Annotated in this window: 20 protein-coding genes and 2 riboswitches; of the genes, 2 read left to right on the top strand and 18 right to left on the bottom strand. The window is 37.0% G+C overall.

Going from position 1 to position 23,342, the window contains the following annotated elements; genetic code table 11:
* Positions 1–104: 104 nt before the first annotated feature.
* The 15 genes from ACFSRZ_RS14940 to thrA all read right to left on the bottom strand — a co-directional run bounded on the left by ACFSRZ_RS14940 (position 105) and on the right by thrA (position 16,310).
* Positions 105–1,124, bottom strand: a complete 1,020-nt coding sequence (locus ACFSRZ_RS14940; protein ID WP_379667377.1) for a homocysteine S-methyltransferase family protein — start codon at positions 1,122–1,124, stop codon at positions 105–107.
* 48 nt (positions 1,125–1,172) lie between these two features.
* Positions 1,173–1,289, bottom strand: a riboswitch (SAM riboswitch).
* Between the two features lie 35 nt (positions 1,290–1,324).
* Positions 1,325–2,251 carry a cysteine synthase CysM gene (gene cysM / locus ACFSRZ_RS14935; protein ID WP_379667376.1) on the bottom strand — a complete coding sequence of 309 codons (927 nt, stop codon included), beginning with the start codon at positions 2,249–2,251 and terminating at the stop codon, positions 1,325–1,327.
* Positions 2,248–2,985: a serine O-acetyltransferase EpsC gene (gene epsC, locus ACFSRZ_RS14930; RefSeq protein ID WP_379667375.1), complete on the bottom strand. Its 738-nt coding sequence runs from the start codon at positions 2,983–2,985 to the stop codon at positions 2,248–2,250. Before epsC ends, cysM begins: the two co-directional genes overlap by 4 nt.
* A 7-nt stretch (positions 2,986–2,992) precedes the next feature.
* Positions 2,993–3,322, bottom strand: coding sequence for a ferredoxin (locus ACFSRZ_RS14925; protein ID WP_379667374.1), 330 nt, complete (start codon positions 3,320–3,322; stop codon positions 2,993–2,995).
* A gap of 77 nt (positions 3,323–3,399) precedes the next feature.
* Positions 3,400–4,455 carry an NAD(P)/FAD-dependent oxidoreductase gene (locus ACFSRZ_RS14920; RefSeq protein WP_379667373.1) on the bottom strand — a complete coding sequence of 352 codons (1,056 nt, stop codon included), beginning with the start codon at positions 4,453–4,455 and terminating at the stop codon, positions 3,400–3,402.
* 105 nt (positions 4,456–4,560) lie between these two features.
* Positions 4,561–5,136 (bottom strand): precorrin-2 dehydrogenase/sirohydrochlorin ferrochelatase family protein, encoded by a 576-nt coding sequence (locus ACFSRZ_RS14915; RefSeq protein WP_379667372.1) that lies wholly within the window; start codon positions 5,134–5,136, stop codon positions 4,561–4,563.
* Positions 5,133–5,930 carry a uroporphyrinogen-III C-methyltransferase gene (cobA, locus tag ACFSRZ_RS14910; RefSeq protein WP_379667371.1) on the bottom strand — a complete coding sequence of 266 codons (798 nt, stop codon included), beginning with the start codon at positions 5,928–5,930 and terminating at the stop codon, positions 5,133–5,135. Before cobA ends, ACFSRZ_RS14915 begins: the two co-directional genes overlap by 4 nt.
* Positions 5,923–8,028 (bottom strand): nitrite reductase, encoded by a 2,106-nt coding sequence (locus ACFSRZ_RS14905; RefSeq protein WP_379667370.1) that lies wholly within the window; start codon positions 8,026–8,028, stop codon positions 5,923–5,925. The genes cobA and ACFSRZ_RS14905 overlap by 8 nt, the downstream gene beginning before the upstream one ends.
* A 16-nt stretch (positions 8,029–8,044) precedes the next feature.
* The gene (locus ACFSRZ_RS14900) at positions 8,045–9,292 is read right to left on the bottom strand and encodes a sulfate adenylyltransferase subunit 1 (RefSeq protein WP_379667369.1); all 1,248 of its coding nucleotides are present in this window, start codon (positions 9,290–9,292) and stop codon (positions 8,045–8,047) included.
* Between the two features lie 70 nt (positions 9,293–9,362).
* The gene (gene cysD / locus ACFSRZ_RS14895; protein WP_379667368.1) at positions 9,363–10,268 is read right to left on the bottom strand and encodes a sulfate adenylyltransferase subunit CysD; all 906 of its coding nucleotides are present in this window, start codon (positions 10,266–10,268) and stop codon (positions 9,363–9,365) included.
* 13 nt (positions 10,269–10,281) lie between these two features.
* Positions 10,282–10,905 carry a phosphoadenosine phosphosulfate reductase domain-containing protein gene (locus ACFSRZ_RS14890; protein ID WP_379667367.1) on the bottom strand — a complete coding sequence of 208 codons (624 nt, stop codon included), beginning with the start codon at positions 10,903–10,905 and terminating at the stop codon, positions 10,282–10,284.
* Entirely contained in the window at positions 10,902–11,156 is a 255-nt protein-coding gene (locus tag ACFSRZ_RS14885) for a DUF2061 domain-containing protein (protein ID WP_379667366.1), read from the bottom strand. Before ACFSRZ_RS14885 ends, ACFSRZ_RS14890 begins: the two co-directional genes overlap by 4 nt.
* Before the next feature lie 118 nt (positions 11,157–11,274).
* On the bottom strand, positions 11,275–11,682 hold the full coding sequence (locus ACFSRZ_RS14880; RefSeq protein WP_379667365.1) for an RrF2 family transcriptional regulator: 408 nt from the start codon (positions 11,680–11,682) through the stop codon (positions 11,275–11,277).
* A 29-nt stretch (positions 11,683–11,711) separates the two neighbouring features.
* Positions 11,712–12,878 (bottom strand): trans-sulfuration enzyme family protein, encoded by a 1,167-nt coding sequence (locus ACFSRZ_RS14875; protein WP_379667364.1) that lies wholly within the window; start codon positions 12,876–12,878, stop codon positions 11,712–11,714.
* Between the two features lie 3 nt (positions 12,879–12,881).
* Positions 12,882–16,310, bottom strand: coding sequence for a bifunctional aspartate kinase/homoserine dehydrogenase I (gene thrA / locus ACFSRZ_RS14870; RefSeq protein ID WP_379667363.1), 3,429 nt, complete (start codon positions 16,308–16,310; stop codon positions 12,882–12,884).
* 122 nt (positions 16,311–16,432) lie between these two features.
* Positions 16,433–16,534, bottom strand: a riboswitch (SAM riboswitch).
* A gap of 304 nt (positions 16,535–16,838) precedes the next feature.
* Here thrA and metK point away from each other — a divergent pair.
* Positions 16,839–18,092 carry a methionine adenosyltransferase gene (gene metK / locus ACFSRZ_RS14865; protein ID WP_379667362.1) on the top strand — a complete coding sequence of 418 codons (1,254 nt, stop codon included), beginning with the start codon at positions 16,839–16,841 and terminating at the stop codon, positions 18,090–18,092.
* Positions 18,093–18,188: 96 nt separating this feature from the next.
* Positions 18,189–18,509 (top strand): hypothetical protein, encoded by a 321-nt coding sequence (locus ACFSRZ_RS14860; RefSeq protein ID WP_379667361.1) that lies wholly within the window; start codon positions 18,189–18,191, stop codon positions 18,507–18,509.
* On the opposite strand, the gene ACFSRZ_RS14855 is transcribed toward ACFSRZ_RS14860, so the two are convergent.
* The 3 genes from ACFSRZ_RS14855 to ACFSRZ_RS14845 form a co-directional block, all read right to left on the bottom strand.
* Positions 18,496–19,260 carry a hypothetical protein gene (locus tag ACFSRZ_RS14855; RefSeq protein ID WP_379667360.1) on the bottom strand — a complete coding sequence of 255 codons (765 nt, stop codon included), beginning with the start codon at positions 19,258–19,260 and terminating at the stop codon, positions 18,496–18,498. The genes ACFSRZ_RS14860 and ACFSRZ_RS14855 overlap by 14 nt on opposite strands.
* 16 nt (positions 19,261–19,276) lie before the next feature.
* Positions 19,277–20,428 (bottom strand): geranylgeranyl reductase family protein, encoded by a 1,152-nt coding sequence (locus tag ACFSRZ_RS14850; protein ID WP_379667359.1) that lies wholly within the window; start codon positions 20,426–20,428, stop codon positions 19,277–19,279.
* Between the two features lie 138 nt (positions 20,429–20,566).
* Positions 20,567–23,338 carry a carboxypeptidase regulatory-like domain-containing protein gene (locus ACFSRZ_RS14845; RefSeq protein WP_379667358.1) on the bottom strand — a complete coding sequence of 924 codons (2,772 nt, stop codon included), beginning with the start codon at positions 23,336–23,338 and terminating at the stop codon, positions 20,567–20,569.
* Between the last annotated feature and the right edge of the window lie 4 nt (positions 23,339–23,342).

The raw sequence follows: 23,342 nt of genomic DNA, 5'->3' as shown, positions 1-23,342 counted from the left end.
GATATTTTTACGAAATCTTCATCTGAAGTTTTACGAAAAATTCTTGTAGGTCGTTTTTAACATCTCTTGATATTTTTATTTCTTTTATTCACTTACTAATATTATTACTTCTCAGCAATTGATAATTGATCATTGATCACTGTCCTAGGTGAATATCTAGCAGCTACTTCTGCAATAGCTGTAATATGATCGGGTGTTGTTCCGCAACAGCCTCCAATAATATTGATGAGGTTTTTCTTTAAATATTCTTCTATCTGAGCTGCCATTTCTTCTGGAGTTTCATCATATTCTCCAAAGGCATTTGGCAATCCGGCATTGGGGTGTGCTGAAATAGCAAAATCGGTTTTAGAAGCAATGGCTTCTAAGTGAGGTTGCAATAAATTAGCTCCCAAGGCGCAATTAAATCCTACACTTAATAATGGAATATGGGAAACAGAGATCAAGAAAGCTTCAGCAGTCTGACCCGACAAGGTTCTTCCTGATGCATCGGTAATGGTTCCTGAAACCATCACGGGCACATCAATCTTTCTTTCTGATTTTACTTCTTCAATAGCAAATAAGGCTGCTTTGGCATTTAAGGTATCAAAGACAGTTTCTACCAATAAGATATCGGATCCTCCATCTAGCAAAGCTTCTACTTGTTGTTTGTAAGCAATGCGCAATTCGTCAAAAGTAACGGCTCGGTACCCCGGATCGTTTACATCCGGCGACATGCTGGCTGTTCTGTTGGTAGGCCCTATAGATCCTGCTACAAATCTAGGTTTGTGCGGTTCTTTTTGTGTGAACTCGTCTGCTGCTTCTTTGGCTAATTTAGCCGACTCATAATTGAGTTCATATACCAGATCTTCCATCTGGTAATCTGCCATAGCAATGGTGGTTCCAGAAAAGGTATTGGTTTCTACAATATCGGCTCCGGCAGCAAAGTATTTTCTGTGAACTTCTTTAACTGCTTCGGGTTGCGTAATAGATAAAAGGTCGTTGTTCCCTTTTAGCGGTGTAGGGTACTCTTTGAATCGCTCTCCTCTAAAGTCTTCTTCAGTGAAGTTGTACTGCTGTAACATGGTACCCATAGCTCCATCCAGTACTAGAATTCGTTTTTGTATTTCTTGATGTATGTTTGACATTCCTGATATTTTATTTTGTTATCAGGAAAAGGGAAGAAAAATTTCTTTCCGTTATCTCTCTATAAAACATCAAGTTTTATAGTAGAATTTAGCACCTTCTTTAAAAAGAATAAAGGGTTGCTAAGGTTTCATCGGGTCTAATCCCTCCGCCTTTCTTGATAACAATACTACGTTAATGAACGATGGTACAAAGAAACGTATTATTTTTCTATTTCTACAGCATTCTCTAAATATTTTTCTTCTTGAAAAAGATCGGAAGATAAATAGCGGTCTCCACGGTCGCAAATAATGGCAACAACCACTCCTTTATCAATTCTATTGGCTACTTGCAAGGCTGCGTGCACAGCTCCTCCACTGCTCATTCCGGCAAAGATTCCTTCTTCTCTTGCCAAGCGTCTTGTCATTTGTTTTGCTTGCTTTTCACTTACTTCTTCTACAGCATCAATCTTGGTGGGTTTAAAGATCATGGGTGTGTAATCTTTTGGCCATTTTCTAATTCCGGGAATTCTTGAATCTGAATCGGGTTGAACACCTACAATGGTTACTTCTTGGTTTTGCTCTTTTAGATAATCTGATACTCCCATGATGGTTCCTGTGGTTCCCATAGCCGACACAAAGTGCGTAATCTCTCCTTCTGTATCTCTCCAAATTTCAGGCCCGGTTGTTTTGTAATGTGCTCTAGAATTGTCGTGGTTATCAAACTGATTCAACCTAAAATATCCTTTCTTGTATTTTAATTCCAAGGCAAGGTCTCTGGCTCCTTCCATTCCTAATTCTTGTGGGGTTAAAATAACTTCTGCTCCATAAGATCTCATGGTTTTAATTCGTTCTTCGGTTGAGTTTTCCGGTAATACCAAGATCATTTTTACACCCAGTTGTCGTGCCATTAATGCCAATGCTATTCCTGTGTTTCCACTAGTAGCCTCAACCAAAGTATCACCTTCTTTGATGTTTCTCCTTTTGATGGCTTCATAGATCATATTATAGGCCGCTCTATCCTTTACACTCCCTCCGGGATTGTTTCCTTCTAATTTGAGTAATAATTTTACTCCTTCTTTCTTTAGAATACTTTTGGCTTCTACCAAGGGTGTATTCCCAACAAAATCTACAATGCTTTTCGTCTTCATTTACTTCTTTTTACTAGTTTATTTATGAATTCACTCATCACAATTGAGTTCTCCGGAACAGATTCTGTAATACAGACATTGGCTCCGACAATACTATGACTGCCTACACTAACATTGCCTCCCAAAATGGTAGCATTTGCATAGATTACCACATGATCTTCTATGGTAGGGTGCCTTTTGGTATTTGACAGGCTTTTCTTTACCTGAATTCCACCGAGCGTAACGCCTTGGTAAATCTTTACATAGTTTTTGATTACAGTTGTCTCTCCTATGACAATTCCTGTAGCATGATCTATAAAGAATGAGGATCCGATCTTTGCACCGGGGTGAATATCTGTTCCTGTTAAACCATGAGCATACTCACTCATCATCCTAGGTAAAACAGGCACTTTTAATTTGAAAAGTTCATGGGTGAGTCGGTATACTGCAATAGCATGAAATCCGGGATATGCGAGATAGATCTCTTCTAGGCTTTTTGCTGCAGGGTCGCTCTCTTCAAATACCTTAGCATCTTCGTCTAACTTTCTTCGAATTTCTTTAAAGGTTCCTTGGTAGACTTCCCATAATTCTTCATTATTTTCAATCTTTAATTCCTCGGTGATCTCTAAAAACAATTCTCGAATTCTATATCGGTGTTCTTCACAAAAGTCTTCGTCAAACAATGCATAGAAGAGCTTCTTTGTAAACTCTTCTACCCAATCTTTTAAAACGATCTTATAATTGATAAAACTCATTTTCTTTCTAGGTTTCAGGTGCTAATTCTACTTCTAAACCATTCAATTCTTCTCGAATGGGAATCTGACATCCTAATCTACTATTGTCTTCTACATACAATGCTTCTGCCAACATCATATCTTCATCTACTCCCATTTCGGGTAGGTTGTGCTCTGATTTTACATAACATTGACATGATGCACACATGGCCATTCCGCCACAAACACCAATGGTTCCTTCCGGAGCTAACTCGTATGAGCGAACGACCTCCATGAGATTCATCGCCATGTCTGTGGGGGCTAAAACTTCATGCAAAACTCCTTCTCTGTCGGTGATTTTAATTTTTATGTCTGACATAATTAATAGGTTACTTTGAGACATCTCGACTCTACTTCGGCAAGCTCAGTACAAGCGCTCGATGTGACAAAATCGTACTAGTTAATTGCTTTTACAACTGCTTTAGGAGCTTCTTTTTTGGTTCCGTCAAATCCTTCTACACCTCCTACAGTTGTGTATTTCATTACATATTTCTTATCCGGGTGAATACGCTTGTAGGCACTCTGACACATTAATGTTGCTTCATGGAATCCGCATAAGATCAACTTTAGCTTTCCAGGGTAGGTATTCACATCACCAATGGCATAGATTCCTGGAATGTTGGTTTGATAATCGAGTGAGTTGTTTACTTTGATGGCATTCTTCTCGATCTCTAATCCCCAATTTCCAATTGGTCCTAGTTTAGGTGACAGTCCAAACAACGGAATGAAATGATCGGTATCTAAAATGAACCCATCTTCTCCTTTTTTCTCAATAGCAACTCCTGTTAATTTTTCTTTCCCAATCAATCCTTTGACTTCTGCAGGAGTGATGAGGTTGATCTTTCCTAAGTTCTTTAATTCCTGAACTTTTTCTACAGAATCTAAGGCTCCTCTAAATTCATTTCTTCGGTGTACCAAAGTTACTTCTGAGGCTACATCTGTTAAGAAAATAGACCAGTCTAAAGCAGAATCTCCTCCTCCGGCAATCACCACTTTTTTATCTCTATAGATCTCCGGGTCACGAATGATGTATTCTACTCCGTTATCTTCAAAATCAGCGAGGTTTGAAAGTAATGGTTTTCTAGGTTCAAAACTTCCCAGTCCACCGGCAATAGCTACTACAGGAGCTTGATGTTTGGTTCCTTTGTTGGTTGTTACAATAAAGCTTCCGTCTTCTTGCTTTTCTATGGTATCTGCACGCTCACCTAAGGTAAACCCTGGTTCAAACTGTTTGATCTGCTCCATCAATTTATGGGTTAGATCTCCTGCTAAAATTTCCGGGTATGCGGGAATGTCATAGATCGGCTTTTTAGGATAGATCTCCGAACACTGACCTCCGGGTTGAGGTAAGGCATCAATTAAATGACATCTTAGTTTTAACAATCCTGCTTCAAATACGGTAAACAATCCTGTGGGCCCTGCCCCAATGATTAAAATATCTGTCTGTATCATTTTTTTCTTTTTTGTCATTACGAGGAATCCCGGCGTTTCGGGATGACGACGTAATCTTATTTTTTCTGAGATTGCTTCTTCCGAATTCTCGGAATCGCAATGACATTAATTAATGAGTGTTTCTGTTAATTTGTTTAATTGACCTACTTTTTTTTCGAAATTTCCTTTAATGGTTTTTCTGTATTGATTTAAGTTTTCTACTAATTGATTGATATCATCGGGAATGACTTCTTCAAAGAACTGACGCAATCGCTTTGCTGTTGTAGGCGATTTCCCATTTGTGGAAATCGCTATTTTTACATGTCCTTTGGTCACGATTCCGCCCAAATAGAAGTCGCAATAGTGCGGAGTATCGGCTACATTCACCAAAGTATTATTCACTCGGCAATCCTGATAAACTTGAAGGTTTACTTCTTCTTTATCTGTAGTTGCTATAACTAAGTCTTTCCCTCTGATATCGTCGCTATCGTAGGTTTTCTCGATCAATTCGATCGTATGTTTTCTTGCTAAATCTCTAATTTCTTCTTTAATGATCGGTGCGATCAATTGTACTTGTGCATTGGGACTGGATTTTAATAGAAATGATAGTTTTTCTAAGGCTACATTTCCTCCACCAACAATCAGCACATTCAATTGATGTACTTTTAGGAAAATAGGGTACAGTTCATTTACTCCGCTCATGATTGTTTTAAATTTTGAATGATGAGTTTTGAATTTTCCGTCGTACACACCTCTTCATAGAATGATCTCAGTTGGTGACTTTTCTTTACCACATCTCCTATGATGATAATTGCCGGTGAAGACAACTGTTTTAATGCTACTTCTTCTTCGATCGTATTGATAACTCCTATGCCTAACTTTTCGCTAGGCAAGGTTCCGTTTTGAATAATTGCTACGGGAACATCTCCTTTTCCTTCTTGTTGAAATAGGCTAACAATCTTAGAGAGTTTGCTCATTCCCATCAAGACTACTATGGTAGCTGATGATCGTGCTGCCAGATGTATATCTTTTGCCAGTTTTCCTTCGGAATCTGTTCCTGTTAACACCCAGAAACTTCTGGCTATATTTCGTTGTGTAACGGCTATTCCTCGTTTTGCTGGAACGGCTACTGAAGATGAAATACCGGATACTACTTCAATCGGAATTCCGAAATTATCAGCATATTCGATCTCTTCTGAACCTCTTCCAAATACAAATGGGTCTCCTCCTTTTAATCGCACTACATGTCCGTAATTGAATGCATTTTCTACAATCAATTCATTGATTCTTTCCTGCGAATAGCGCTTGTATCCTTTGCGTTTTCCAACAAATATCTTTTTGGCATTTTTTGCATAGGCTAACAGATCGTCATTTGCCAAGGCATCATACATCACCACATCGGCTTTCGCTAAGGCTTTTGCTCCTTTTACTGTGATCAAATCCGGATCTCCCGGACCTGCTCCTACTAATGTTAATTTAGGTTCTATACTACGCATGACTTACTTCTTTTACTCTGTAGGCATCTACTTGATGATAGAATTCTTTGGCCTGTTCCAAATAGTTCTTTGCAAATGCTTCTGTAGGTTCGTTTTCTTTGATTTGATAGACCAATTCTGAAAATGAACCTGATAGATTGATCAAGTTGTTGTTTACAAAATGCTCATCAAAATTCTTTACAATCACACTTTGTGTGTTGGTCTTTTTTTGCTCTGATGTCAACAAGGCTTTTGCTGTGTTGATAAAAGATGTGTATGAATGGTAGATACTGTCTGCCCATTTCTTTTCTTGAAGTGTTTCTTCTGCATTGGCAATCTTTTCTTCACTTTCAAAAAGCAAGGTAGCCACCAGATCAATGATAACTCCGGCACATTCTCCAATTCCAATTGCTTTTACATATTTCTGATCATGACCCCAATCCACAAAATCGTCTTCTGTTAGGTTGGTTGTGTCAGATAAATGCTTTAACAGATCGTAGAAATAGGTTTTCTCTTTTCTATCGTAATACACCAAGAAGTCTTCTGATGCCTGTCTGTTCTCTTCAAAATCATTCAATAACAATCGTAAGGCTTCCGGTCCTCTTTTGCTTGGAATCTTTACCAGCTTATCTGCAAATCTTCCTTGCCCATTTCCTACAACACCACCTCCCAGCAGAACTTGTAGAGCTGGAGCAACAAGGCTTCCTGATTTTACCGTCATTCCTTGAAATCCAATGTGAGCAATGTTGTGTTGCCCACAAGCATTCATACACCCACTGATCTTGATAGTGATGTCTTTGTTATTGACATATTGTGGATATTCAATTTGCAATACACGTTCTAGCTCTGCAGCAATTCCGGTACTACTTGAGATTCCCAAATTACAGGTATCTGTTCCCGGACACGCTGTAATATCGAGTGTGCTATTGTAACCTATTTGCGTGAAACCCAATCTTTTTAATTCTGTGTAAAAGAAAGGCAATAGTTCTTCTCTGACATGACGAATGAGTATGTTCTGACGCAGTGTGAATCGCAATTCGTTTGCTGCATATTTTTTGATCAGATCTGCTAACTCTCTTGCTTCTTTGGTAAAGAAATCTCCTAAATGCACTTTGATTCCTATGGCAAACAATCCTTCTTGTTTCTGTGGAAGCACATTGGTTTTCTTCCAAAGTTCAAACTCTTCTCTGTTATCAATAGAAACTTGTGGAGCTTCTATCTCTTCGAAAGTAATTTCTTGCTCAAAATCACTGGTATCAATTGGGTATGTATGATACGCTAAGGCTTTCTTTTCTTCTTCTACCAATGCTAAAAATGCTTCTAAGCCTAAATCTTTTACCAAGAACTTTAATCTGGCTTTTGCACGTTTTGCTCGTTCGCCATGTCTATCGAAAATTCGCAGTACACCTTCTATGGTTGGAATGATCTTATCTGCTTCTAAAAACTCATACATTACATCTGCATGACGCGGTTGTGATCCCAAACCTCCTGCCAACAATACTTTGAATCCTTTGATCTCTTTTCCATTCTCAACTCTGGTTTTGGCTATAAAACCTAAATCGTGCATATAACTCAATGCAGTATCTTCATCTGTAGAAGAAAAAGAGATTTTGAATTTTCTTCCCATATCCTGACAGATCGGGTTTCTTAGAAAAAACTGAAATGTAGCATGAGCGTACGGAGTTACATCAAAAGGTTCATTAGGATCGATTCCCGCAGTTTCTGATGCTGTTACATTACGCACTGCATTTCCACAGGCTTCTCTTAGTGTGATATCGTCTTTTTCTAACTCTGCCCATAACTCTGGGGTTCTGTCTAAACTCACATGGTGAATTTGGATGTCTTGCCTTGTTGTTATATGCAGTCTTCCTCTAGAATATTCGTCAGAAACATTGGCAATTCTATGCAATTGTTCACTGGTAACTTTTCCATAGGGAAGCTTGATACGGATCATCTGAACGCCCAACTGACGCTGCCCGTAAACTCCTCTCGCCAAACGTAGGCTACGGAATTTTTCTTCGTCGATCTTTCCTTCATGAAACAATCGTATCTTTCTTTCCAGTTCTAGAATATCTCTTTCTACAACCGGATTCTCTATTTCGGTTCTAAAGCTTTGCATGTTGTTTGTTTATGAGTTAATTGATAAAACCAACTCCTGCTGTGTTGTTTGTTTTTGCGTCAATTAAAATGAAGGTTCCGTTGGCTTTGTTCTCTTTGTAGCTATCAAAAAATACGGGCCTGCTTAACTTTAATTGAGCTTCTCCTATTTCGTTTAATGTTAACTGAGAAGGTTGTTCATCTTTCCCAGAAAAATCGGTATGAATTAATGATTGAATGTTCATTACTTTTGCTTGGACATCGTGTATTCCGTGTTTTAGATAATACCTCGCCGAACTTTGCAGTGGTGTTTTATCCATCCAACAAATAGTTGCTACTATTTCTTTTGCAACCAATGGTTCTTCATTTACTTTTACGAGCATATCACCTCGACTCACATTTACATCATCTTCTAATTCTAGGGTAACTGAGCTTCCTTGTTTTACAGATTTGTATTCTTGATCAAAGAATCGAATGCTTTTTACTTTTGTTTTTGTTGCTGATGGAAGTACTGCAATTTCATCTCCAACGGTTAGATCTCCTCCATACACTTTTCCTGCATATCCTCTAAAATCGTGGTGTTCTTCTGTTTTAGGTCGGATGACAGTTTGTACCGGGAATCGTGTTTGAGATTGTTCTTGAATATCTTCTAATTGCAGGTCTTCTAAATGGTTTAGCAAGGTTTTTCCATCATACCAAGAAATAGTATCTGAAGCTTCTACCACATTATCTCCTTTTAATGCTGAAATAGGGATAAAGGTGATGTTTTGGTTTTGATAATCGCTCTTAGATGCTAAGTATTCAATTTCGCCTTTGATCTGCTGAAATTTCTCTTCAGAATAGTCTACCAAATCCATTTTGTTAACGGCAACGATCACTTCTTTAATTCGTAGCAGATTGTTGATAAAGAAATGGCGATATGTTTGTTCCACAACGCCATTTCTAGCATCAACCAAAATTATGGAGGCCTGTGCTGTAGAAGCACCTGTCACCATATTCCTTGTATACTCTATATGCCCCGGAGTATCGGCAATAATGAAACTTGTGCTTCGGGTTGAAAAATAGATATGAGCTACATCAATAGTAATTCCTTGTTCTCTTTCGGCTACCAAACCATCGGTTGCCAATGAGAAATCTAAATAGTCAAATCCTCGTTGCCTGCTTTTCTCCTGAATAGCTTGTAATTTATCTTCGGTTAAGGAATGTGTATCGTACAAAAGACGACCAATGAGTGTGCTTTTCCCATCATCTACACTTCCTGCTGTTGCTATTTTTACGACTTTCATTTTTCTTTTCTCTTTACTCTTTTCTTCTTACTCTTTTCTTCTTACTCTTTAATTCTCTCTCCTTACTCTTTTAAAAATACCCTTGTTGTTTTCGCTTTTCCATGGCTGCTTCTGAGCGTTTGTCATCAATTCTTGCTCCTCTTTCTGAAATGGAAGATTCTCTGATTTCGCTTACGATGGTTGCTACATCCGAAGCTGTTGATAAAACTGCCGCAGTACAACTCATATCTCCCACAGTTCTGAATCGAACTGTTCGCTCTTCTACTTTCTCATCTTCTTCTCTGTATACAATATCATCTGCTGCAGACCAGATTAAACCATCTCTTACGAAGGTTGATCGTTGGTGAGCAAAGTATATGGATGGAATCTCAATTCCTTCTTTTTCGATGTAGGTCCATACATCTAATTCTGTCCAGTTAGAGATTGGAAAAACACGAACGTTTTGTCCCAGATCGATCCTTCCGTTTAGCATATCAAACAATTCGGGACGTTGGTTCTTCTCATCCCACTGCCCGAAATCGTCACGAACAGAAAAGATTCGCTCTTTGGCTCTTGCTTTTTCTTCATCTCTTCTGGCTCCTCCAATACAGGCATCAAATCCAAATTCTTCAATGGCATCTAACAGCGTTTCTGTTTGCAACATATTTCTACTTGCATATTTTCCGGTTTCTTCTTTTACTCGTCCCTTGTCTATGTTGTCTTGTACATTTCTTACAATTAACTCAACACCTAATTCTTCTACCAATCGATCTCTGAATTCTATGGTTTCTGAAAAGTTGTGTCCGGTATCTATGTGTAATAGTGGAAAAGGAATTTTAGCCGGATAAAAAGCCTTTTGTGCAAGTCGCACCAGTGTAATACTGTCTTTACCCCCTGAAAACAGTAACACTGGTTTTTCAAATTGTGCGACTACTTCTCTAAGTATATAAATGGCCTCGCTTTCTAAGGCTCCTACTTTTAAAATTGTATCATTCATCTCTTTTTCTTTTTTAAATATGCAACCCACATTCTCTATTGTTCTCTACTTTGGTTGGATCGAAATACACTTGCTCGTTAGGTAAATTATGTTCTGACAGATAGGTGTCTAATTCTTCATCTGACCAATGATAAAAAGGGCTAACTTTTAAAACTCCGTCTTTGCTTCTTGACAGAATTCCAATCTTATCTCTAAACGCTGTTTGTCCCTTTCTCAAATTGGTAAACCACACATCCGGTTGGTGCTCATTCATAGCTCTTCTGAAGGGTTCTAGTTTTACTTGTTCTGTAAATGTTTGGTGATTGGGATCGTCTATGGTAGGCAATCCTAAGAATATATTTCTGTGGGCTACTGTTTGTTTTGGCACATACAAATGAACATTCAGGTTTAATTGTTCTTTCAGTTTTTCTGCATGTTTATACGTTTGTGGTGTATTGTATCCTGTGTCGCACCAAATAACATCAATATCATTTTTTTCTGAAGCTACAGCATGTAGTATTGCACTTTCATAAGGTCTGTAATTGGTAGTAACTACAGGTTTTTGTGCTACTGACAAAGCCCATTGTATAATTTCTTGCGGACTTGCATTCTTAAACTTTCGATTTAGTTGTTCTATGGTAATTTCTACTGTATTCATCTTTTTCCCCATTTTATGGTGTTCCAAATTCTTTCATGAAAGAAATAGAGAACCATTTTTGTTACCAATTCAATGCTACCTATGGAAAAGGCAACTGATACTTCACCAGTTACAACCCATGAAATAATGATGGTATCTATGGTTCCTAGCACTCTCCAACTCACCGATTTCAAGATGCTTCTTGTGGGTGATTCTGAGAGTTTATCCTCTCTATAATTTCTTTTTCTATCGACTGTTTGTTCTAAAATCATTTTTTAAATACTATTACCCTATAGGATTACTAGGATTTAAGTTGCAAATGTATAACTTCAGCTTATACTACAAAGCTTTTTTTAAAATTTTAACGATTCAATAAGATTGTTTTGAATTTTAAACTAGGTCTGCTAGTGTATTGTTTCTTAGAATTTCAAGGGTGTTATCTCGAACTTCAATCATAAGTTTGTGAACCGAACAGGTATCTTCATCCGGACAATCATCACATTTTTCATAATAGTTCAAACTAACACAAGGTAGCATGGCTATTGGTCCTTCTAAAGTTCTAATAACGTCTGTCATTTTAATTTCAGAAGCTTCTTTTAGCAAATAATAACCTCCACCCTTTCCTTTTTTGGCTCCTAAAAAGCCTGATTTTCTTAAGGTAAGTAAAATGCTTTCCAAAAATTTATGCGGAATATTTTCACTGGTTGCGATACTTCCTATTTGTACCAACACTTTGTCGTCCTGTCTTGCTAGATAGGTCAACGCTTTAATTCCATATTTTGTTCTCTTGGATAGCATTTCACAAAAATACACTTTTTATCTTGCCATTATATCTGCAAGGCTTGGTTTATATCATTAATAATATCATTTACATTTTCTAGACCTACAGAACATCGAACCAATCCGTCTGTAATTCCTACTTCTAACCTGTCTTCTTCACTTAATTTACTGTGTGTTGTAGAAGCCGGGTGTGTTACTATTGTTCTGGTATCTCCTAGGTTTGCTGATAAGGAACACATTTGAATATTATTCAAAAATTGTCTTCCTGCGGCAATTCCTCCTTTTACTTCAAAAGTAACAATATTTCCTCCTAACCTCATTTGTTGTTTTGCAATCTCATGCTGTGGATGTGAAGCTAAAAAAGGATATCGCACTAAATTTACCTGTGGATGTGCTTCTAAGAACTCTGCTACTTTCAAAGCATTTTCACAGTGTCTTTCTACTCTTACCGGTAGAGTTTCTAAACTTTTAGACAACACCCAAGCATTGAAAGGCGATAGTGCCGGTCCTGTATTTCTGGAAAATAGATAGATCTCTCTGATCAATTCTTCTTTTCCTACGGCTACCCCTCCTAAAACTCTTCCTTGTCCATCGATAAGCTTGGTAGCTGAGTGTACAACAACATCAGCTCCGTACTGAATTGGAGTTTGCAAATAAGGCGTTGCGAAACAATTGTCTACAATAAAGATCAATCCATGTTTTTTTGCCAGTTGCCCTAAATACTCCAAATCTAAAATATCTACTCCCGGATTGGTGGGTGTTTCTACATATAAGATCTTTGTATTTTCTTGTATAAGAGATTCAATTGTGTCTGTTTCATTAGCCTTAAAATAGCTCGTCTCTATATTCCACTTAGGAAAATACTTTGTGAATAAACTATGAGTTGATCCAAATACTGAACGACAAGAAACAATATGATCTCCCGAACGTAACAATGCTGCAAAGGTTGAATATATAGCTGCCATTCCGGTTGCAAAAGCATAACCCGATTCTGCTCCTTCTAAAGCCACCATTTTATCTACAAACTCTGATGTATTAGGGTTAGAAAATCTGCTGTACAGGTTTCGTTCTTTTTCTTCTGCAAAGGAAGCTCTCATGTCTTCTGCATCTTCAAATACAAAACTTGAAGTTACATACATTGGCGTAGAATGCTCGAAAAACTGTGATCGTTCGGTTTGTGTTCTGATCGCCTTGGTTTCAAAATTCTGACTCATAATTTATTTCTCTATGTTGGTTTCTACTAATCTTAAAATATCTCCGAAAACTCCACGAGCAGTTACTGCTGCTCCGGCTCCGGCTCCTTGAATTACTAATGGTTGTGCACCATAAGATTCTGTGTAAATCTCAAAAATGGAGTCTGATCCTTTTAGCGCTCCTAAAGGAGAGTCTTTTGCTACAGAAACTAATTTCACTTCCAGTGTTGCTCCGTTTTCTTTGGATAGATCTCCTGACAGATCTCCAATGTACCTTAGCACATGATTGTAATCTTGATCTCTTTTCAATTGATGGTATTCGTCATTCATAGCATCAAGTGAGTTTAGGAATGTTGGCGCGTCAATCTCTCTTAAAGGTTCCGGAATCAAGTTTTGGATCTTTACATCGGTAAGTTCGTTGTGTAGATCTAATTCTCTAGCCAAGATCAGTAGCTTTCTTGCTACATCGTTTCCACAAAGGTCTTCTCTTGGGTCGGGTTCTGTAAATCCTTTGTCAATAGCTTCTTGTAAGACTTCTGAGAATGTTCTGTCTTCAGAGGAAAAATGATTGAACAAATAGCTAAGTGATCCTGAGAATACTCCTCTGATCTTTGTAATGTTCTCTCCAGAAAGGTGTAGTAATTTGATCGTATCAATCAATGGTAACCCGGCACCTACATTGGTTTCGTAGAGGTAGCGTTTTTGATTTTTCTCTAAATTCTCTCTTAGAGATTGATAAAAATCAAGGTCGATCGTATTGGCAATCTTGTTGGATGAAACCAAATCAAAACCATTCTCAACTAAGGTATCGTAATTGGCAACAAAACCAGTACTAGCAGTGTTATCAACAGCAATCAAGTTTTCTAGATGATGTTCATCAGCATATTTGATGATGTCTTCCAAATCGTATGCTGTTCCGTCACTTGTAATCTTTTCTTTCCAATCATTCTCAATTCCTTTAGCATCAAACAATACTTTTTTAGAGTTGGCAATGGCAAAAATGTTCAATCGTACTCCTTTTCTCTTTTCAATTTCTTTGGTCGAAGAAATGATCTGATCGATTAATGTTCCTCCTACCAAACCGTGACCAAAAATGGCTAGGTTTATTTTTTTAGAAACTCCAAAGATCTCTCCATGAATTACATTCAAGGCTTTGTTTAACTGTGATCTTTTCACCACCAAACTCACATTCTTTCCTGTGACTGTATTGTTAAACAGCAAAGGCACAATTTGATTTTTGATCAAAGTATTGAAAGGCTTATGAAAGTCTCTCAGTTCTTGCCCAATGATAGAGATTACAGATACATCATCAAGCACTTCGATATTGCTTACATCTCTGGAATGAAAATCGCTTTCAAACTCTTTCTCCAAAACAGCTACAGCTTTTGTTGCTTTTTCCGCAGAAATAACTAAGCCAATTCCTCTCTCTGAAGAACCTTGTGAGATGATACTTACACTGATGTTCTCTTTTCCTAAAGCTCGGAAGATTCTTGCATCAACACCTGCTTTTCCTAAAAGTCCTCTTCCTTCTAGATGTAGCAGCGCTACATTGTCTAACACCGACAAAGATTTGATTCCTTTGGTGCTGGGTTTTGAAGTAATTAAGGTTCCGGTATCTTTTGGGTTGAACGTATTTAAGATTCGCAATGGAATGTTTTTCTCAATCAAAGGAATGATGGTTTTTGCATGCAAGACATTAGCTCCGAAGTTGGCTAACTCGTTAGCTTCATTAAAAGATAATTCTTCAATCTTTCTTGCTTCTTTTACCAAATCCGGATTGGCTGTATAAATACCATTTACATGCGTATAATTTTCCAACTCTTCTGCATCTAAATAGTTGGCCAATAAAGAGGCTGTATAGTTGCTTCCGTTTCTTCCTAGGGTTGTTGTTTCATTCTGAAGATTGGAAGCGATAAAACCGGAAACTACATTAACTGTCTCTCCATTGTATTTATCAAAGTGTTGTTGAACATTCTCCTTAGATAATCGTGTGATCGGATGTGCATTACCAAAGTCATCATTTGTTTTGATAAGGTTTCTCGTATCTGTAGCACGAGCTTTAATGTTTCTGTCTTGTAAAAGCTTTTCAATGGTTTTGATTGATAATAACTCACCTTGTGCTAGTACTTCGTCTTTTACTTTTTTACTATAATCTCCCAAAAGACTTACTCCTTCAAACAGTTTTTCTAGCCTTTCAAATTCTGTAGAAAAATCGATCTCATCTACAACTTCTGTCTGATATCTTTTGAATGCTTCCAATTGCTCTTGATACGCTTCATTTTTAGCAGCTGTTTCTAAGATTGCTTCTAGTTGATCTGTTGCGTTTCCTCTTGCAGAAACTACAACAGCAAGGTTTTCTCCTTTTTCAACTTTATTTTCTATGATAGAAACTACTCTTTCTAAGCCGTTTCCGTTAGCGAGTGATTTTCCGCCAAATTTTAAAACTTTCACTTTTTTATTTTTTGATTGCGTATTGAAAATGTTTTCTATGATCTTCTCCAGTTGTTTGTACTCTATTAAAAAAGCATCATGCCCATGTACAGAGTTGATCTCGTTATAGGTTATGTTTGGGTGTGTTAATGCCAGTTGTTTGAACGTTTCTTTGTTTTCTTCTGCAGTAAAGAACAAATCAGAATCAACGCCTACAATGTGAATTTTTGCTTGAATGCTATCCAGTGTTTTGAATCCTGATTCACGTCCTTTTACAGCATCTATGGTTTTTAGCAATTGATTCATCAATCTATAGGCAGATAGTTGAAATCGCTCTTGTAATTTTTTCCCATGATGCAATAGCCAACTTTCTACATTAAAGATTTCTAACTCTTCGTTTTTTGATCGTTGAAATCGTTCTTTAAAGGATTCTGGAGTTCTGTAGCATAGCATCGCATGCATTCTGGCATCATGTACCGGGTTCTTTGAGTTTGTTAAAAACTGTTCTTGAATCTGACAATTGGCAATTAACCAATCTGTAGATTTCCAATCAGATGCTACCGGGATCAAGTGTTGTGTAATTGTAGGTTGCAATACTGCCATTTCCCAGGCAATTCCTCCTCCTAATGAACCTCCAATAAGTGCAAACAACTCTTTTATTCTCAGTTGTTCCAACCCTTTCAAGAAAATTCCTGCAATGTCTCTGGCAACAAAGTCTTTGTAATTTTCAATTGTATGACCATCATAGCCATTTCCGGGGATGTTGAAAGACAAGATGGTATATTCTTGTGTATTGATTACTTTCTTATCTCCAATCAATTCGTTCCACCAACCTTCTTTACCGGCTACATTGCTATTTCCTGTAAGGGCATGATTAACCAAAACTACAGGAGCTGTTCCTAATTCTTTTCCAAACAGCTGATAGCTTAGCGGCAAATTGGAAATTTGAAAACCACTTTCTGTGGTAAACTCTTTTATTTCCAATATGTGAAGGTTTTTGACAAAACCTGTTTTAGTACTCATTTTTCTTCTTTTAAATGATTAAATGCATAAACTTTAAAAGTCAAAACCCAACCGAAGTTGGTTTATAGAAAAATGTTATTAAGAAATGCTAAAAGCTACATACGCGAATGTGTGTAACTCTTGAGTTATCTATCCCATTTGGGTAGAATTTAGCACCTTCTTTGATAGACAAAGGGTTGCTAAGGCGTCATCGGGTCTAATCCCTCAACCTTTCTTGATAACAATATTCAATAAGTTTTTGAACTTTTCGAGCGCAAATATTCAATCAGAAAAATTTAATATCCAAATTATTTCTTCTTTTTTTTATGAATTTAACGATTCTTTCATTTTTGTTCATTTTCTTCTACAAAGATTTTCCAATTCAGATTTAATTGGTAATTTTGTCGCCAGTTTGAGGAGAAATTTGACTGATTGCGACCTCGTTACTCTCTAGAGTAAGTAAAAATGCTAAAGCAGTAATGTACTACTACTTTAGGCGACCAAGTCAACCAATTTCCTCTTTTTAAATCATTAAAAAATACAAGTAGTATGTCATATTTTTTTACTTCTGAATCTGTTTCAGAAGGACATCCAGATAAAGTAGCCGATCAGATTTCTGATGCTTTAATCGATAATTTCTTAGCTTTTGATGCCGATTCTAAAGTAGCCTGTGAAACCTTGGTAACTACAGGGCAGGTTGTATTGGCAGGAGAAGTAAAATCTTCTACTTATTTAGACGTTCAAAAGATCGCCAGAGAAGTGATCAATAAGATTGGATACACCAAAAGTGAGTATATGTTTGATGGAAATTCTTGTGGAGTATTCTCTGCTATCCACGAACAATCTGACGATATCAACAGAGGTGTAGACAGAGCGTCTAAAGAAGAGCAAGGAGCCGGAGACCAAGGAATGATGTTTGGTTACGCTACAAATGAAACTCAAAACTATATGCCTTTGGCTTTAGATCTATCACATTTGATCTTAAAGGAATTGGCAGATATTCGTAGAGAAAATAGTGAGATCACTTATTTAAGACCTGATGCTAAGAGCCAGGTAACTATCGAATATTCTGATGAAAACGTTCCTCAAAGAATTGAAGCGATTGTAGTTTCTACACAGCATGATGATTTTGATTCTGATGATGAGATGTTAGCGAAGATCAGAAAGGATATTATTGATATTTTGATTCCTCGTGTGAAAGCAAAATTATCTCCTGAGATTCAAGCTTTATTCAATGATGATATCAAATATCACATCAACCCAACAGGGAAGTTTGTGATTGGTGGGCCTCATGGTGATACCGGATTGACAGGAAGAAAGATCATTGTTGATACTTACGGAGGAAAAGGAGCGCACGGTGGAGGTGCTTTTTCTGGAAAAGATCCAAGTAAAGTAGATAGAAGTGCTGCTTATGCAACACGTCATATTGCTAAGAACTTAGTTGCTGCCGGAGTTGCTGATGAAGTATTAGTACAGGTTTCTTATGCAATTGGAGTTGTTGAGCCAATGGGAATTTTTGTAGATACTTACGGAACTGCTAAGGTTGACCTATCTGATGGGGAAATTGCAGCGAAAGTTTCTGAAGTTTTTGATATGCGTCCACACGCTATTGAATCGCGCTTAAAACTAAGAACTCCTATGTACAGCGAAACTGCTGCATACGGACATATGGGAAGAGCTAATGAAGTTGTTTCTAAAACTTTTACGCAACCTAACGGTACATCTAAAACGATGGATGTTGAGTTGTTTACCTGGGAAAAATTAGATTATGTTGATCAGGTAAAAGAAGCTTTTCAATTGTAATCTTAAACAGATATATTTAGTGTAAGGTCCCGCTGCGAATGCAGCGGGATTTTTGTTTTACATGAGATTTTAGTATATTGATAGAAAATAAATTCTATGAAATCACAACGTCGAAATCAAGCACACAATAGTTTTTCTTACTTCGGAGCAGGTAATATGAGAGAGGTTTTTAACAGAAAACCAAAACCTGTCTTTCAAAAAATTCGCAAAATCTATGGCGAACAATTGGCAGGAGGTGCCGGAACAATTTCAAAAAATAATCATAACAAATTTACCAAAGAAGAAAAAGTTCAGATTCAAAAAAAAGTAGCTGCTATCATTTTAGAACAAGATCTGAAGAGAGTAAACTATTATACTTTCTATTTTCTATCTGCTTTAGTTGCTGTTATTACTGTTATAGCTCTTATGAGCTGGTAGACCCTAATCGTATCTTACGCTGATTTTTCATTCTACTCCAAGCGAGTTTATGACGCTGTTTGTACAACCATAAGCATCCTAAATCTAACCCAAAGTAGAAGAAACTGATTCCGCTTGGCGGGTTGGCACTTGGCAAGAAACTAAAGTAATCGAAGGCTATTTCCGGCCATCTCCAAGATTCATAACTGGTTCCTGCAATCTCTAAGAACACAATAGACAAATACATGGTTAGGTAAAACAAACGTTCTCTGGGTTTCTTTCTTAGAATCAATAGAGTGATTGCCGTAAGAACAAATCCAAATACATCACTTTTAAAGATCAGAAATGCTGTTGCATATGCAATGATGATGACTGTAAATATCTTTTCTAACTGCTGTCTTTGTTGTTTTACATAGGTTGTTTTTATGAAATACAAAACTCCTAAGTAAACCAAAGCATGTCCCATAGGGATATAGTGAGGTACATTTTCTAAGCGATAGGTATACATTCCAAAACCTATAGAGAATAGATATTCGCCACCATAGCCAATGAGTACTGCATATACCATCAATTCTCTCATTTTTGGTGTTGATTTCCAGAGCACAATGGAAAAAATAAAGACCATTAATGCGTTTGCAATCCATTGAGATTCCTGATAATAGGCTACCATGAATTTACTGTCTATAAACAACCCGATCAAGATATAGAGGTAGAGTAATCCTAAGGTTCTCAGAAAAGCCGGAAAAAATGTTTTGGTTGTAAATACACTCATTTTTTTGGAGTCTGTATTAAGAAAAAATAGCTTGTTTTAGTTTCTTTTTCACTTGTTTGACAATGTCTTTCGGATAGGTTCTTTCTCCCATCAATATCTGAGTCATTCCTTCAGTGATTCTATCTCCGTATCGTTTCATCAGGAAGTTTCTGATCATCTCATTGTCGTAAAACAGTTTCGACAAACGAACTCCTGTTTTCAACTCAGGCAGCAATGTTGTATTCAGTTTGTGGTTATAATTTTCTTCTGCTTTCTGTTGATCTAGATCGCTTTCTATAATAGCATCTGCTGCCATAATTCCGGAGAAGATCGCATTGGAAATTCCTTCTGCTGTTAACGGATCGGCAAAACCTGCTGCATCACCTACTAAAAAAACATTCTTTCTTACACAGCCATCTGTTCTTGGTGTTACCGGAATCTGAAATCCATGTAACTCTTCATGAATAGGATCGGTAATCTTTAACACATCGGTCATGTAATCTCGATATAGCTTCTTGAAATCTATTTTTACTCTTCTAAAGGATGCTAATCCAATAGACAAGTGATTTTTCTTAGGAAAACACCATCCATATCCCATTGGAGCTGCATCAAAATCTAAACGAACGGTTTGCGACAGTCTTTCAAAATCTTCCGGGTTTACCTCTACTTCGTACTCCAAAGCAGGGATCAACAATCTAGTTTCTTTCCACCCGGCAATTTTTGCTGTTGGACTCAACGCTCCATCAGCAGCAATGATAAACTTGCATCGTACTTCTCCTTGTGAGGTATGCAAAATACTTTCTTTGCCAAATGTGATGTCTTTTAGTTTGTGATCTTCAAGGAGTGTAATTCCTGCTTCTTTGGCTTTTTCAACAAGAAAATTGTCGAAATCGTCTCTCATAACCATAGAAATGATCGGCTCTTCTCTTTCTGATACCTTATGTATACCAATCTTATCAAAATAAGCATCTACTCTATAGAATTCTTTCTCTACTACCGGACTGATATCAAAAGGCATTTCTCTTCTACCTCTAAAAGCAAAGCCTCCTCCACAGGTTTTGTATCTAGGCAAAGTGGCTTTTTCAATAATTACGGTAGAGATTCCTTTTTCGGCTAGTTTTAATGCTGCAGAAGCTCCTGCAGGACCACTTCCTATAACAGCTACGTCAAATGTTCTTTTTGAATCCATGATTGTATGAGGGGCGAATTTCTTAATGAAATACAGACGAAAAATAGTCTAAAAAAAATTCTTACAAAAGGTTTCGTTAGAAAATAAAAAAGCCTCTCGGTTGAGAGGCTTAATTTCTTGATTTATATACTGTGTATCTTATAACTGATAACGTACTCTAAAACTTACAAATCTTGGTAAGATAAATGTCTCATTTATCGAGAACAAGATGTTGTTTGTATTTACAGAAGCACGAGAACCGGTTCCTAATAAGTTGCTTCCTTGAACCTCATATTCCCATTTAGCATCTCTGTTTTTTCTGTATGCTAGTGTTGCATTCCAAATCTTGAACTTGTTCTGAACTACTCCGTTTTGTTTTACCTCATTATACGAGAAGTCTGAACGTACGGTTAATGAATTCCAGATGTACGCATCAAAATCAATAGAAGGTCTGTGAGTTGTTCCTTTTATATCTCCCGTTCTTGCCGTGTTACTTTGGTTTGTAAGACTTACATTGTAACGTATTCCAAAATTCGGAGCTTTTCTGAAGTTGGTGCTTACTCTAGCATTGTATCCTTGAGAGTAGCTCTCGTTAACGTTTTCTTGAGAGTTCAAGAACTGATATGTTTTGCTATATGAGAAGTTACCTCCTACAGAAGTTCTAATCTTGTTGAATGTTTTCCCAACACGACCATTTGCAGTGAAAATCTCATTATCAAATGGAGAGTTTAATCTTGTACTGCTAGAAACAACAGAACCCGGTTCGAAAATAACATTACTGTTTATCTGATCAATAGTCTTTCTATAGTTTAATCTCGCAAATACATTGGTATAGTTGAACAAGTTGAAACTAAAATAGTTCAAGTTTACATTGTGTATTGTTGCATTGATCAAGTCTGGTGTTCCAGAAAAGAACGAGCTATAATTGTTGGCTACAAGACCACGTGCAATTTGATTTACATCTGTGAAGTTTACTTGTTGTCTATAGCTGAATCGTAAGCTTTCACTTTGCTTGAATTGTGCGATCAAACTGAATTCAGGTAAGATCTTTGTGAATTTATCTTCAAAAACTTCTGTTCCGTATTGTGTATTCTTAGATACATAAGAGTGTGCAGTAAATCCTGGAGTAATTGTAAAGATTCCTGTTTTCAAACGGTATCTTAACCCTGCATAAATATCTGTAAAGTTATATTCTGTATCATTTGTTGTTTGCGGGTCTATAATTCCCGGAATTGTTGGGTTTGGAATTACAATACTTCCATCATCTAAAACTTGGAAAAGGTTAGAGTCGAATGTTTGTCTGCTAACAATTGTTCCTCCTACAAAGTTTAAGTTGCTTTTCGCATTTAAAATGTGGTAGTAGTCTAATTTTGCATCTAATTGATTCGATTTTACACGTCTGTCTTGATTTAATCTGTAGAATAAGTTGCTTCTGTCTAAACCTAAAGTTTCAGCAGTATCATCAAATCCATCTTCAAAATCTTCTAAGTTTGGATCATCTCCAGGGTTATTGTTTAACGGATCATTCTCTAAAGATGCTGCATAGATAGGGTCTTCATCTTGTAATAAGTGTTGTAATTCTAATGCAAAAATGTTGTTCTCATTTGCTGTATAGAAATAGCTCAAGTTTTGATTGATCTTGAAAGGTGTTGCTTTTTCACTTTCAGCAATATCACTTAACACCAATGAGTTTACATTGTCTGTTCTACGTTCGTTAGAGAACCTTCCAATGAAATCGTAGTTCATTTGATTGTTTACATTCTTCTTGTAGATAGAACTAAACTTGAACAATCCTGTATTACTTGTTTGATCTGTGATACTTTGTGTAAAATCATCCGGAGTATTTGGATCTACATAGTCCGTTCTAGAATTGTTTTGTTGTCCGTTGCTGTTACTTGAGAAGATTAAGAAACCACTTAGGTCTAACTTCTTGTTTGGCGAATAGCTAAAGTTCAATGCAGATAGTTTGGTTTCTATACGATTTGCATTTCTTGCATTGGCATTTAAGAATCCAATTCCGGCACTTCCCAAATTGATATTTGTTCCATTAGATGGACTCTGGCTTCTAAAACCTCCGCTGAAGTTTCTAATGTCTCCTCGGTTTAAAACTACCTCCCCTAAGTTATTGACATCTCCAATAACATTGATGGTATATTTTGGACTGTAGTAGAAAAGTTTTGGCTGTAAAAGATATAATGTTTCACTAGGAGCATCTCCCAATCCAGCTGTAACATCTCCAAACCAGAAATTCTTTTTTCCTTCTTTTAGCTTGATGTTTAAAGCAACACGATCTTGGTTGTTTTGCACTCCTCTTAACTGATTTACGTCTCCGTAGTTACGTAATACCTGAATCTTATCAACAGCATTAGACGGAATGTTTTTGGTAGCTAATTTAGAGTCTCCATCAAAGAAGTCTTTCCCGTCTACCATGACCTTTTCTACTGTTTTCCCTTCTACTTCTATCTGTCCGTTGTCATTGATCTCGACTCCTGGAATTTTCTTCAAGACATCTTCTAATTTCCGTTCACTACCGTTTTTAAAGGAGTCTGCGTTGTACACAATGGTATCTCCTTTAACAGTTACCGGCATTTTAGATACGATGTTGATCTCATCCAGCATGTTATCAGTTCCTAAAGAAACATTCTTAACAATGTCTGTTTCTTTTGTTGTGATTACTAAGTTTGCCGTCTTATATCCTACATAACTGATCTTGATATTATAAACGGTATTCTTTTTCAAAGTCAACTTATAAAAGCCTTTTGCATCTGTAAAGCCGTATGATGCGATTCTTTTGGCAACGGTATCAATGGCTACCACATTTGCCATTTCTAGTGGCTCTCCAATGGTGTCTTTTACCGTCCCTGTCATTTTAAGCTGGGCACTAGATATCCCAGTAACCAATAAAATGGCTATTAGTAATACTTTTTTCATTTGT

Origin of the sequence: Pseudotenacibaculum haliotis (assembly GCF_042684245.1) — a bacterium.
Lineage (GTDB): Bacteria > Bacteroidota > Bacteroidia > Flavobacteriales > Flavobacteriaceae > Polaribacter > Polaribacter haliotis_A.
The sequence above is the reverse complement of the archived record's forward strand: the minus strand, read 5'-3'. Positions and strand labels throughout refer to the sequence as shown.